This window comes from Rufibacter hautae (assembly GCF_008271695.1).
In the GTDB taxonomy this organism is placed as follows: domain Bacteria; phylum Bacteroidota; class Bacteroidia; order Cytophagales; family Hymenobacteraceae; genus Nibribacter; species Nibribacter hautae.
On record NZ_VKKY01000003.1, the window covers coordinates 1,198,244 to 1,210,969 of the forward strand.

13 protein-coding genes are annotated in these 12,726 nt (G+C 53.2%); 3 read left to right on the top strand and 10 right to left on the bottom strand.

All coding sequences use genetic code 11. From position 1 onward, the window contains the following. Positions 1-75: 75 nt before the first annotated feature. Complete coding sequence (locus FOA19_RS21405; RefSeq protein WP_149092876.1) at positions 76-387, top strand: antibiotic biosynthesis monooxygenase family protein; 312 nt, start codon at positions 76-78, stop codon at positions 385-387. 183 nt (positions 388-570) lie between these two features. On the opposite strand, the gene FOA19_RS21410 is transcribed toward FOA19_RS21405, so the two are convergent. Together FOA19_RS21410 and FOA19_RS21415 are read right to left on the bottom strand one after the other, a co-directional pair. Next, positions 571-2,502 carry a PAS domain-containing sensor histidine kinase gene (locus FOA19_RS21410; RefSeq protein ID WP_149092877.1) on the bottom strand — a complete coding sequence of 644 codons (1,932 nt, stop codon included), beginning with the start codon at positions 2,500-2,502 and terminating at the stop codon, positions 571-573. 113 nt (positions 2,503-2,615) lie between these two features. Beyond that, a complete protein-coding gene (locus tag FOA19_RS21415; protein ID WP_149092878.1) occupies positions 2,616-2,828 on the bottom strand; it encodes a hypothetical protein in 213 nt (70 codons plus the stop codon). Between the two features lie 124 nt (positions 2,829-2,952). Between FOA19_RS21415 and mgrA the strand changes: the two genes are divergently transcribed. Together mgrA and FOA19_RS21425 are read left to right on the top strand one after the other, a co-directional pair. After that, the gene (mgrA, locus tag FOA19_RS21420) at positions 2,953-3,942 is read left to right on the top strand and encodes an L-glyceraldehyde 3-phosphate reductase (RefSeq protein ID WP_149092879.1); all 990 of its coding nucleotides are present in this window, start codon (positions 2,953-2,955) and stop codon (positions 3,940-3,942) included. Positions 3,943-4,092: 150 nt separating this feature from the next. Next, positions 4,093-4,902, top strand: coding sequence for an NIPSNAP family protein (locus tag FOA19_RS21425; RefSeq protein WP_149092880.1), 810 nt, complete (start codon positions 4,093-4,095; stop codon positions 4,900-4,902). Between the two features lie 155 nt (positions 4,903-5,057). On the opposite strand, the gene FOA19_RS21430 is transcribed toward FOA19_RS21425, so the two are convergent. The 8 genes from FOA19_RS21430 to FOA19_RS21465 form a co-directional block, all read right to left on the bottom strand. Further along, positions 5,058-6,008 (bottom strand): phosphatase PAP2 family protein, encoded by a 951-nt coding sequence (locus FOA19_RS21430; RefSeq protein ID WP_149092881.1) that lies wholly within the window; start codon positions 6,006-6,008, stop codon positions 5,058-5,060. A 1-nt stretch (position 6,009) separates the two neighbouring features. Further along, entirely contained in the window at positions 6,010-6,630 is a 621-nt protein-coding gene (locus FOA19_RS21435; protein WP_149092882.1) for a sterol desaturase family protein, read from the bottom strand. A gap of 11 nt (positions 6,631-6,641) precedes the next feature. Continuing rightward, the gene (locus tag FOA19_RS21440) at positions 6,642-7,205 is read right to left on the bottom strand and encodes a DUF4833 domain-containing protein (RefSeq protein WP_149092883.1); all 564 of its coding nucleotides are present in this window, start codon (positions 7,203-7,205) and stop codon (positions 6,642-6,644) included. Between the two features lie 13 nt (positions 7,206-7,218). Continuing rightward, positions 7,219-7,953 (bottom strand): CDP-alcohol phosphatidyltransferase family protein, encoded by a 735-nt coding sequence (locus tag FOA19_RS21445; RefSeq protein WP_149092884.1) that lies wholly within the window; start codon positions 7,951-7,953, stop codon positions 7,219-7,221. Between the two features lie 16 nt (positions 7,954-7,969). After that, positions 7,970-10,498 carry a DUF5686 and carboxypeptidase-like regulatory domain-containing protein gene (locus FOA19_RS21450; RefSeq protein ID WP_223809007.1) on the bottom strand — a complete coding sequence of 843 codons (2,529 nt, stop codon included), beginning with the start codon at positions 10,496-10,498 and terminating at the stop codon, positions 7,970-7,972. A gap of 61 nt (positions 10,499-10,559) precedes the next feature. Beyond that, positions 10,560-10,931, bottom strand: a complete 372-nt coding sequence (locus FOA19_RS21455) for a GtrA family protein (protein WP_149092886.1) — start codon at positions 10,929-10,931, stop codon at positions 10,560-10,562. After that, positions 10,932-11,390 (bottom strand): phosphatidylglycerophosphatase A family protein, encoded by a 459-nt coding sequence (locus FOA19_RS21460; RefSeq protein ID WP_149092887.1) that lies wholly within the window; start codon positions 11,388-11,390, stop codon positions 10,932-10,934. It abuts the gene before it with no gap. Between the two features lie 7 nt (positions 11,391-11,397). Then, entirely contained in the window at positions 11,398-12,723 is a 1,326-nt protein-coding gene (locus FOA19_RS21465; RefSeq protein WP_149092888.1) for an inositol-3-phosphate synthase, read from the bottom strand. Positions 12,724-12,726 lie beyond the last annotated feature (3 nt).

Genomic DNA, 12,726 nt, shown 5'->3' on the forward strand with positions numbered 1-12,726 from the left:
ACTACTAAGGCCACAAGGTTAAAGAATAATCCCGGATACCCTCGCGTTTTTGCTTAAATTACTTACCCCATTTCTATGAGTGCCTATATAGTAAATGCCAGTTTTGAGACCGATAAAGAGCACGAAGCATACCTGGCCCAAAAATGTCAGCATGACTTAGAGGAAAGCCACGGTGCCACTGGTTTAATTTCCTTCGAGATCTGGAAGAGGGAGCATCCGCAGGCAGTGGAGTACGTGCTGGTCTCTAAGTGGAACAGCAAAGATGATTTTAAGGCCTGGATTTCCCGCGAAGAGCACGTGCAAGGGCATAAAGACCAGCGCCAGACCAAGGATGATGCCAAACCCAAACTTACCAAGAAGCTTACCTACTTTGAAGGTGTTTTGTGAAAAACGGGCAAAAAAAGAGTTCTGCCAGGAATGTTAGTTGCCGGGCAGAACTCCTTTCATAAGAAACAGAAATAGTTCTGTAACAAACCAAGGTAAAACAGGTTGCCAGTTTCCTCTAAAGCGAAAACTGGGACTGGTAATCCGTGCGCCGCCACATCAACGTCTAAGCAGCCTGGACTAAGCCTATTGCTTGAAAAAGACTTTAAATGTGGAGCCTTGGCCTTCCTCGCTCTCCACGGTGATGTGGTCGCCAGAGTTGTCCAGGATCTTTTTGACCAGGTACAAGCCTACGCCGGTGCCCTCTACGTGGTCATGCACCCGCTTGAACATGCCAAAAATCTTGGTGAACTGGCTGGGCGGAATCCCCAAGCCATTGTCTGCTACCGATAGCACGTACTCTCCGGTTTCTGAGCGAAAGGTTCTGATGGTAACCTGAGGTGTTTTTTTGGGGTCTGCGTATTTGATGGCGTTGGAAACCAGGTTGTGCAGAATGCTGCGGAGGTTCTTGCGCGAGTAATGCAGATGGTCAAAGGCCAGGTCATCGGCGGTGATCTGGGCGTTGGTGGCCTTGATCAATTGACGGAGGTTTTCTTTCACCTCGGCTACCAAGCCCTTGATCTCCACGCTTTCGGGTTGCTGCTGGCCTGGTTGCAACCGGGTGACATCGGCTAAGTCAGAAATCACTTTCTTCAGGGTACCAATGGACCCTTGCATGAGCGAGATAATCTGGCCGTGGTTCTCCACCTCAGGGCCCAAGTCTTCCTGCAGCGCGGCTAACAAGCCCTCCAGGTTGGCGATAGGGGATTTGAGGTCATGGGAAGCGGTGTACACAAAGTTGTCCAGGTCATTGTTGATTCGCACCAGGTCTTTGTTTTTCTGCATCAGCTCCTCGTTGCGGCGGCGCTCGGTCAAGTCACGGGTGATTTTGGCGTAGCCTAGCAAGCGTTTCTCTGAGTTGAAAATGGGCGTGAGCACCACGTTGGCCCAAAAAGCGGTGCCGTCTTTCCTGATGCGCCAGCCCTCGTCCTCAAACCGGCCGTTCTGCAGGGCCTGCGTCAATTCAAATTTAGGGAAGCCGTTCTCAATGGCCTCGCGGGTGTAGAACGTAGAGAAATGTTTGCCAATGATCTCGTCTGGTCTGTAGCCTTTGATGCGCTCGGCCCCGGTGTTCCAACTCATGATGATGCCTTCGGTGTTGAGCATGAGAATGGCGTAGTCCTGCACGCTGTCAATCAAGAGGCGGGTCTTCTCCTCAGACTCTAGCAGGTCTGCGTGCGTCTGGAAGAGCTGCTGCTCCAGCTGTTTTTTCTCGGTGAGGTCACGGGTGATTTTTGAGAACCCCAGAAGTTCTTTTTTGCTGTTGAAAATGGCCGTGATGATCACGTTGGCCCAGAACGCCGAGCCGTCTTTGCGGTAGCGCCAGCCTTCGTCCTCAAACCGGCCGTGCTCGCGCGCCATCTTCAGTTCGTACGCCGGGAAACCTTCTTCCAGGGCTTGCCGCGAGTAGAACTTCCCGAAATACTTGCCAATGATTTCCTGGGCCTGGTAACCCTTTATTTTCTGCGCGCCCTGGTTCCAGGTGGCCACGTGCCCGGCGGGGTTCAGCATGAAAATGGCGTAATCTGCCACGCCCTCCACCAACAGGCGGTACCTTTCCTCGCTGTCTTTGAGTTCTTCGTACACCCGGTACAAATCATCCTCGGCTTTTTTCCTTTCGGTTAAATCGCGGGTTATTTTGGAAAAACCTATTAATTCCTTTTCCTGGTTGTAGATGGGCGTGATAATGATATTGGCCCAGAAGGCGATCCCGTCTTTCCGGAAACGCCAGCCCTCGTCTTCAAACTTGCCCTTGCGCAAAGCCTCCTTCAACTCATACCCCGGGTAGTCCCTGTCCTTCGCCTCCTGTGAATAGAAAATGGAGAAATGCTGCCCAATAATCTCTTCTGGCTCATACTGTTTCAATACTTTGGCCCCGGTATTCCAGGTGGCTACGCGCCCCGTGGGGTCAAGAAGGAAAATGGCATAATCCGTGATGCTCTCTACCAGTAACCGGTGAAGGTCATCATGTGCGTTGGTTGGGAAGACAGGTGAAGCAAGTTCTGGTTCTGAGGTCATAAAAGTCGTTAGAAGCCTAAAATTGAGGTATTATTCGTTATCCGCAATTTGAGTTAGGTGTAAAACTAAACATTAGAAAGTTTAAAACCTTATGAATTGTTAGTTGTTATCGTTTAGGAAAAAACCGAGATTCTTTCCCGCACTAGTAATGGTATAATCTTATTGTTACGCAGCTTTCCCAAAGAGGTTCCTGCCGCTGCGGCCGAGAGAGCCCTCCTTATTTTCAGAATATACCAGAACTGCCTTTCAGCGCATAATACCAATGCTTTCTCCTGAAGAACTCTTTTTTTAAAAAGCGTCTTTATTTGTTTTGAGGTTGTTTTCATGAAAACAGGGGTAAAACAAGGTGCTTAGGTAACCCGATAGGGAATTAGGCGGAAGTGGTGCGCCGCAGCCTTGGCAGATACATGGAGAAACTGTATTTTACAGCCCTTAACAACGAAACCAACCATGTCTTATACACCTTCGGACCAGCGCTACCAGGCGATGGAGTACCGCCGCTGCGGCAAAAGCGGCCTTAAATTGCCAGCGCTTTCGCTGGGCCTCTGGCACAACTTCGGGCACGTGGATGTGCTGCAGAACTCCCGCCAGATCCTGCACGATGCCTTTGACGCCGGCGTCACCCACTTTGACCTGGCCAACAACTACGGCCCGCCGCCCGGCTCTGCCGAGGAGAACTTCGGGAAGATCCTGCACGAGGATTTCAGGGGCTACCGCGATGAACTCATTATCTCTTCCAAGGCCGGTTACAAAATGTGGGAGGGACCGTACGGCGAGTGGGGCTCGCGCAAATACCTCATATCCAGCCTGGACCAAAGCCTGAAACGCATGAAGCTGGACTACGTGGACATTTTCTACAGCCACCGCCCAGACCCTAACACCCCGCTGGAGGAAACCATGGGCGCCCTGGATTCCATTGTGCGGCAGGGCAAAGCGCTGTACGTGGGCATCTCCAACTACGAGACCCCTGAGGCTACCCGCGCCATTCAAATTCTCAAGGAGTTGGGCACGCCCTGCCTTATCCATCAGCCTAAGTACTCCATGTTTGTGCGTTGGGTAGAGGATAGTTTGCTGGATTTGCTGGAGCAGGAAGGCGTGGGCTGCATCCCGTTCTCGCCGCTGGCCCAGGGCTTGCTCACCAATAAGTACCTCAAAGGCATTCCGGAGAACTCCCGCGCCGCCAAACCGCACGGCTTCCTGCAGGAAGGCGACATCACTGAGGCGCGTCTGAACCAGATCAAGCAATTGAATGAACTGGCCGAAGGACGTGGTCAGTCACTGGCGCAGATGGCGCTGGCCTGGCTTTTGAAAGACCCGCGGGTCACCTCAGTATTGATTGGGGCCAGCACCCCGGCCCAGCTCGCCGATTCACTCAAATGCATGCAGAACACCCAGTTCTCAGAAGACGAGCTGTCCCGTATTGAGACCATCCTGAAATAAGCATTTCCCATTTTAGGTCCGTTTTCTCAAAAACAGGCGTAAAGCGGTTAAACCTGTGAGGTTGTAGAACCTCACAGGTTTTTATATGACCGGGCTCATCAGAAATCTCAGGTACCGAAGATTTTTACCGCAATACAAGAAACATACCTTATGAAGCATACCCTTACAAAGAATAGATTCCTTTTCCTGCTGATAGCCTTGGTGAGCCTGGCAGTACCGTTCAAAGCGAGCGCCGCACCTAAACAGGAGTTTTACCAACTCAAGATTTACCACCTGAAAGACCAGCAGCAGGAAGACCGCCTGGATAAATTCCTGAAAGACGCGTATCTGCCCGCCCTGCACCGGGCCGGAGTCGCCAAGGTGGGAGTGTTCAAACCCGTCGCTGATAAGGCCAATCCATCGGCAACAGCAGCAGAGAAACTGGTGTATGTCTTTATTCCGTTCAAAGCCGCGGACCAGGTGTTCAAGGTAGAGGAGAAACTGAAGAAGGACAACGCTTTCGCCACGGCCGGGCAGGAGTACCTGGAGGCCGCGTTCAACAACCCCGTGTACCAGCGCATGGAGGTGGTTTTGATGCAGGCCTTCACTGGAATGCCCCTTTTCGCAGCGCCCAAACTGAACGGCACGCCCGCAGACCGCATCTATGAACTGCGCAGCTACGAAGCCGCCACCGAGAAACTGCACGAGAACAAAGTGGCCATGTTCAACAACGGCGAGATGGAGATCTTTACCCGTTTGGGCTTCAACCCGGTGTTTTACGGGCAGGTAAAGGCCGGCAGCAAAATGCCTAACCTCATGTACATGACCTCGTTCGACAACATCGCCTCGCGGGAGGAGCATTGGAAAGCCTTCGGGGCCGACCCAGCCTGGAAGAAGATGAGCGCTGACCCACAGTACGCCAACAATTTCCTCCGCGCGGATATTTACCTGCTGCACCCTGCCGCTTACTCAGAAATTTAAGCTGCTTTCCTGCTTTTTCTAATCCTTCCGTTTAAGAGACATTTTCAGGAAAACAGGTTCAAAACAGAGAGGCCTTCTCCAACTACTGGGGAAGGCCTCTCTGTTTATAAGGTGATTTCTGGAAATCAGTTCTAAAACGATGAAGTGCTTACGGCTTATTCAATGGCTCTGATGAAGCGCTGCACGGCCCGGTAAGTAGGTCCTTTTCTGGCCATCAGGAACTGAAAGAGGAAAATACCCAGGCAGGAACAGAGAATCCCGAAGAGCACATCCAGGATGTAGTGGTGAGAGGTGTAAACTGCCGCAAACCAGATGCCCACCATGATGGTGGCGAAAATGAGGTTGACGCTTTTCAGGCGGGTCTTGATGCCGTAGAACACCACAATCAAAGGGTAAGCAGAATGCAGCGATGGCATGGCCGCAAAGACGTTTGATCCCTTGGCGTACATCCCCCGGAAAAGGTCTATCCCGAAGAACGCATCGAAGCGGGCCAGACCGGCCATGTTACCCGGCGTTTTGGCGATGAACTCAAACCCATGCAGCTGCACGTACCAGGGCGGCGCGGCCGGGTAAAGGTAGTAGGCTACAAAACCCAGCAGGTTCACCAGCAGAAACGTGAGCGAGAAGTACGTGAACTGAGTGCGGTCTCGGAAGAAAAGAAAGGCCGCAAAGCCCATGGGTACTGGCACCCAGCACAGGTAGAACACGCCCGAGAGCACATCTAGCACAGTGTGGTGGTGCTGCGCCCAGTACTCGTTGGGGGTGAGCCGCACTCCTTCGGAACCTATCCCAAAAAAGGCTTTCTCGGCCTCGTACAGGTCCTGGATGTGCACCTGGTTAAACCAGTAGTTGGGGAAGGCTTTCATATAGTCATACAAAACCCAGAAGACCATGAAAATGGTGAAGCCCACCGCAAATTTGCGGGTAACCGGGGAGAGGTAGTACAAGGAGGTGAACAGGGCCACCAACAGCAATTGGTCGGTCTTGAACCCAATCAGTACATAAGAGAGCAGCAGATAGGCCAGGGAAATGGCCGTGATCCAGAGGGTTGCTTTAAGGGGTACGCTAGTGTCTTTCTTGGTTTCTACCGTGGAAGTAGTACGCATGTTATTTTTTAATGAAATCAGAGCCAAATACCTTGTCCCATAGGGCGGAACTTACGCCGTACCCGCGGGAGGCATCTGAGTAATGGTGCAGCATGTGGTGTTTCTTGAGCTTTTTCCAGAACTCACTTTTAAAGTTGAAATGGTGCAGCGCATAGTGTGAGATGTCATACACTAGGTAGCCGGTCAAAAAAGCAGCGAAGAACGCGTGCAGCGGACCGCCGCTCAGAAACAGGGAAAAGAACAGGTACAAAACGGTTGCCATGGGAATACTGGCCGAGGGCGGCATCACCAGCCGTTTGGCATCGTTGGGGTAGTCATGGTGCACGCCGTGGAAGATGAAGTGCAGCCGCAACGCCCAGGGCGCCTTGGGTACGAAGTGGAATACAAACCGGTGCAGCAGGTACTCGGCCAGGGTCCAGATCACCACACCCAGGAGGTAGTACCCCGCAAAGGAAATCAAGGAAAGCCCCTGCCGGTACAAGGCATCCCACATAAGGAAACCTATGACCGGCACGTAGATGTACAGCGGTACCGTGAAATGCACCTTGGAGAGGGCTTCCATCCAGTCGGCTTTGAACATGCGGGTTGATTCAGTGGCGTTGGAGACATAGTTCTTTTTCATAAAAATGAAAATTATGGTTTGAACCGTTCTACAATTTCTTTTCCGGTGGCGGTGTCCCGCCCTTTGAACTCAGCATACACTACATTGGGCACCCAGAACGAGCCGCCCTCAATGCGAACGAAGACCCGGTCCAGGACCGCCTGTTTCTTGTTGATGGAAGCGTACACATGGAACTTGCCATCGGGGCCCTTCTGCAGGTAAAACGTGCGCTTGCCGTAAGAGACAAACGTCAATTCATATTTATCGGCGCTGATCTTACGCACATCCAGTCCGTAGGCGAATTTACGCTGGACAAAGTTGAGGTCCTGCTTTTTCCCGCCATCGGCGTACCTGATCCAGTAGATCTTCACCGGTTCCTCCTCGTTCAACCCGCCTTTGCTGTCCAGGTTCAACTCATACAAAATGGTGTTGGTGTTAGGGTCGCGCTGCACATAGAACAGCAGGTTAGGAATGCCTTTGGGCGAAGGCAGTTCCTGGCCCTGGTTGGTTTTAAGCGTTTCCTGCGAAAACGCCGGTAAAACGCTCCCGCCTACTAAAAACAATACGGCCAAAACGTAAAAGAGGAATCTTTCCATTTCCTATGAACACCTATTTCCCCAACAAGTTCTCTTTCGCCTCCAGTGCCTTTTTTGCGTCCAGTAATCTGTTGAACGCCGTAATGTTGGTCATGACCGCCAGCACCGCCAGCGGAAACGTGAACACCGACATGGTCTCAAACACCTGCACCTGGGTGCCGGGGAACATGACCCGGTAATTTCCACCGATCCAGGTGGCCAGCACCCCGCAGAGGATGCTGGAGAGCCCGATCAACACCACTCGCTCCGGCCGTTGCATGAGGCCGCCTTTGCATTCCACGCCCAGCCCCTCGGCCCGGGCCCGGGTGTAACTCACCATCATAGAGCCGATCATGGCCACGAAGGCCAGCAAAGAACTCAGGAAGTAATGGTGCGCCACCAGGTAGTAGCAGATGCCCAGGAACATGATCAGTTCTGAGTAACGGTCTACCACCGAGTCAAACAGGGCGCCGTACGGCGAGGTCATCTTCCCGATGCGGGCCACCTGGCCGTCCAGCATGTCAAACAAACCGGCGAACAGAATCAGGAAACCAGCCCAGCCCACGTAGCTCAGGTCGCCGCGGTTGCCCTTTTCGCCGCCCAGGATAAAGATCACCGCCACGCCCATGTTCAGCAGAAAACCGGTGATGGTAACGGTGTTGGGGGTGAACCCCAGCGAGATGATAAATTTAACGAACGGATTGATAATCTTGTAGAGACCCTGTTGCAGGGCGTCTCTGGTGGTGCTTTTAGGCAGGGTACTCTCCATGCTTTCTCCTTGCTTCTTAGAAATCGAACTTAAAACGGCCTCTGATGCCTACCTCAGATACCCCGGGGTTGTCCAGGTACGTGAGGCGTTTCACCACGTCTACCCGGAAGAACTTGAACAGATTGCCCACGCCCACGCTAGCTTCCACGTATGGTTTTTTGTCCAGCGTGTAGGTCACGGGCAGGCCGGTGGCATAGGCCGGGAAAGCCAGCAGGTCTTGGTGGTTGGCCGGGTTGTTTTCCTCCCGAACCTTGCCGTAGAGCACTTTCAAGGTAGCAAACTCGCGCAGCTTGGTCTTTCTTACCAAAGGCAGCTTGTTGAAGATGAAGCCGTTGAAACAGTGGTCAAGGTTAAGGCTGGCGTACTGATCGCTCACAAACTCCAGGAAGTTCATGAGGTTGTAGGCCTGGATCTGGTAAGAGTAGGTCTGGTTCGCGCGGTGAATGGCCAGCAACGGGAACGGCACCTGCCCGAAGATGTAGCCGCCCTCGGTGATCACGTCTGAGTACCCGAACTGCGATAGGTAGAACCGCTTGGCGATGTTCAGGGTGAGGCTCTGGTAATCATAGTCACCGTTGAAGAGGCCTTTTACCCCGGCCGCGGCCCGCAAGGTGAAAATAGGGAAGCGGTTCACGATAGGGTAGCGGTAGAGTTTGCCCTGCGCGAAGTTCTCATTGGGCGCCCAGCGCAGTTCCAGCCGCACTTCAGACGTGGTGATGTGGTCTACAATCTCTTTCTCCGTGCCGGGATTACCCTCGGTAGGAGGGGTGTAATTGGCCTTGTAGTACTCCAGGCTGCCGGCCGGGGTCTGCTCCCAGTTCTTGAACCCCACCCTGAACGACATGTGGTTTCTGAACTCGTGCAGGTAGTCCACGTTGTAGGTTTCGTTGTAGAGCCATTTGTCATTGGTACCGCGCTTGAACGACAACAGGAAATTGTCTTCCTGCACAAACTGCAGGTCCTGCCCCGGGATTTTGGTGTCTTTTTGGTAATTCACGCGTAAAGCGCGCACCGGAAACTCAAAGATGGAGCGGTCTGTGAGCGAATAGGTGCCCCCCAGGAAATATTTCCATTTCTCGTCTTTGAAGCCGTAGGCGGCGTAGGTCTCAAACATCATCTTCTTGCTGAAGGTGGTGGTGGTTCTGCCTCCGGCCCGCAACCTGAAACCCTCTACCGGGTTGAAGCTGTAGAACGTGTTTACCGGCCCGATCTCAAAGTTCGGTCCCGCCTGCTTGTAGCCCGCAATGAACATGGTGGCAATGTCTAGCGTCCGTTTGAAAGACCGGGTGTTTCTCAGCGAGTCAATGCTCTGGTAGGTGTTTAGCTCTGAGAAGGAAAGGGTGTCATGGCGGTTGGCGGCCCAGAACTCTTCATCGTGGCGCTCGGCGGCCTCGGTTTTGGTCAGGGCCTCGCCTTCGTAGAAGCTCTCGGGCTTTGGTTGGTTTACCCGGAAGTCGCGGAAAGAAACGGTCCGCTCGCCGTAGACGCCGCCCTTGCTGTTCTGCGTCACGGCAAACTCAGACCGGAACACACTTTTACTCAGGTTGTAGCGGCCGTTGGCCAGCCGGTTGAAGTCCAGGTTGATGTGCAGGTCGCGCACCCAGTTGATGTTCACTTTCTTGCCCACCTCCATGTCTACCTTTTGCACGGCGTAGTTGCCGTCCATGGTCACGTACAGTTTGCCGGTGAACAGGAAATCGGTCTCGTTCTTGGGGCTGAAGGAAAGCTCGGTGAGCTTCTGGCCGTCCACTACCACGGTATCAGTCACATAGAATCGGTAGAAAGTAGGCGCCAGATCGGCGATGGGGCTCAGGAACTGGTTTGTGAGGATGGTGATGTTGTTCTTGTAGATGTCAATGTCCTGGTACATGTGCTTCACGTACGAGTTGATGACCACGAACTCCCCGAAGTCCACCTTCTTCTCGGCTTGCACAATGGTTTTCCTCTTTTCGGGGTCTTTTCTGAAAAACTGCTGCGAAATAGACTCCTGCAGGTACAACGGGAGAACGGCGGTGCCCTCCAGCTTGGAGGTATCTATGTTCTTCATGATGAAATCGTACTTCTTGAACAAGATGTTGCTTTTGAGTTTCTCCGGGGAGTTGCTCAACGCCAGTTGCAGCTTATCATACTGCTGGTACTGCACGTAGTCATAGCTCTCCATGCGGTTCTTGTTCTTGTTGTCCACCACCAGCCTGATGAGGTCCACCGCCGGGTTGTTCTTGTTGCTGTAGTTGCGGCTGCGGCCTTTGACCACCACTTCCTTCAGCCTTTTTGACTCACTTTCCAGCTTTACGGCCAAAACCTTGCTCTCCCCCGGGGTGAGCTCCACCACCTTGGTTTTGTAGCCCAGGTAGGTGAACTGGATCTTGGTGGCTGCCTGGCTTACCCTGAGGGAGAAGTTTCCCTCCACATCGGAGCTGGTGCCCTGCGTGGTGCCGGGCAGAAATATAGATACCCCAATCAAAGGCTCATTGGTAACGGCGTCTTTGATGGTTCCTTTTACAATGTTAGTGGCACTCTGGGCTTGAACAGCGTTGAAATTCACTCCAATAGCTAGAAAGGCTAAGCAGCAAACCAGTATATGTAAAGTGCTGACATATACTTTTTTATTTGAATACATATCTCTTTTGTTGAATGTAATTGTAAGAAAAACCTACCAGCAGCGAGACGAAGACCTTGGAGAAGATGTAGTTCAGGCCCAGGTAGTGGGTGAAGGCAAACACCCCCGAGGCATTCAGGATCAGGCTTCCGTTCCAGACAATAAAGTACTTGGTGGCTTGGGTTGGTAAGTGTTTGTGGGTAGCATGGAAAACCCAGGTCCTACTGATGGAGAAATGCGTGATTCCGCCAGTTATAGTACCCAGAACAGTAGCGCCTACATACCAGAGGCCCAGGAGTTCAACGGCGATGATGGTCACCAGAAAATCGGTGCCCGAGGCAATAAGGGAAGCCGCTTGGGACTTCAGAAAGGTGAGCATTTAAAAAAGGTCGAAGTACAAGCAAATTTGCAAGATCACGTTAGCGTATATTCCGGAAACCACATCGTCCAGCATCACTCCCCAACCTCCGGCTAACTTCTCTGTTCTTCTTATGTAGAAGGGTTTGACAATATCGAAAAACCGGAACAGGACCAGGGCCGCCAACACATAAGGTGCCGTCACCGGCAAGAACAGCAGGCTGATGCACATGCCCGCTACCTCGTCTATGACTACTTTTTTGTCGTCTTTGCCCCAATAGGGTTCCACTTCATTGGCAGACCAGACGCCCAACGCCGTGATCAGGAACGTGACGCTGGCTTGCCAGATAACAAGCTCATCTCCACCGCTGGACCAGAAATACCAGCAAAGGCAGGTGACCACTGCGGCCACGGTACCTCCACCTTTGCCCACGTATCCTATCCCCAGGCTGGTGGAAATGAGTTTGTGCAATTGAATCATTGGGTAATTAGAGTGCTTCTACCAGATCCTGGTAATAATCCAGGCCCAGGTGGGTGATCAGGTCCTCGCCCATCATGTGGCGCAGGGTATTCTGCAGTTTCATCAACTGCTTGAAGATGTCGTGCTCCGGAGCCAAACCTTCCGCGGTCTGCGGGGATTTATAGTAGAAACTCAGCCATTCCTGGATGCCGCTCATGCCGGCGCGTTGCGCCAGATCCGTGAACAGGGCAAGGTCAAGAACCAGCGGCGCAGCCAGAATAGAGTCGCGGCACAGGAAGTTGATCTTGATCTGCATCTGGTACCCCAACCAGCCGAAGATGTCGATGTTGTCCCAGCTTTCTTTGTTGTCACCGTGAGGAGGGTAGTAGTTGATGCGCACCTTGTGGTACATATCGCCGTACAGCTCGGGGTTTGATTCCGGACGGAAGATTTCGTCCAGTACGCTCAGTTTGGAAACCTCTTTGGTTTTGAAGTTCTCAGGAGCATCCAGTACGTAGCCGTCGCGGTTGCCCAGGATGTTGGAAGAGAACCAGCCTTTTACACCCAAAGCTCTGGCGTGCAGACCCGGGGCCAGGATGGTCTTCATCAGGGTCTGGCCGGTCTTGAAATCCTTGCCGGAGATAGCGATGCCATGCTCTTTGGCCAGCTCCACGATGGCGGGGATGTCCACGGTCAGGTTCGGCGCGCCGTTGGCGAAGGGCACGCCCGACTTGATGGCCGCGTAGGCGTAAATCATGGAAGGGGCGATATTGGGGTCGTTGCTGCGCAGACCTGCCTCGAAGGCCTCTATGCTCTGGTGCACCCCGGACTCCTCGATGTAGATCTCCGTGGAGCCGCACCACACCATCACCAGGCGGTCGCAGCCGTTCGTTTCTTTGAACTGGCGGATGTCCTCCATGAGCGCCTCGGCCAGCTCCATCTTGTCGGCGCCTTCTTTCACGTGGTTGCCGTCCAGGTTGCGGGCGTAGGCCTTGTCGAAGACCGCCTTCATGGGCACGATGCGCTCCAGCTCGGGCCGCACTGCGTGCAGCAGCATGGGCTCCAGCACCTTGGCCGTCGTGGCCGCCTCGAACACGTTGTCGGCGTACACGTCCCAGCCCCCGAACACGATGTTCTCCAGGTCAGTCAACGGAACAAATTCTTTGATAAGGGGGAAACGCTCATCGGTGCGTTTGCCCAACCGGATGCGGCCCATCTGGGTGAGGGAACCCACCGGCTGCGAAAACCCTTTCTTGATCGATTCAACTCCGGCAATGAGGGTAGTAGCCACAGCTCCTAACCCTGGCATCAAAATGCCTAACCGGCCATCGGCGTTCTTCACTTGATACTCCATAGT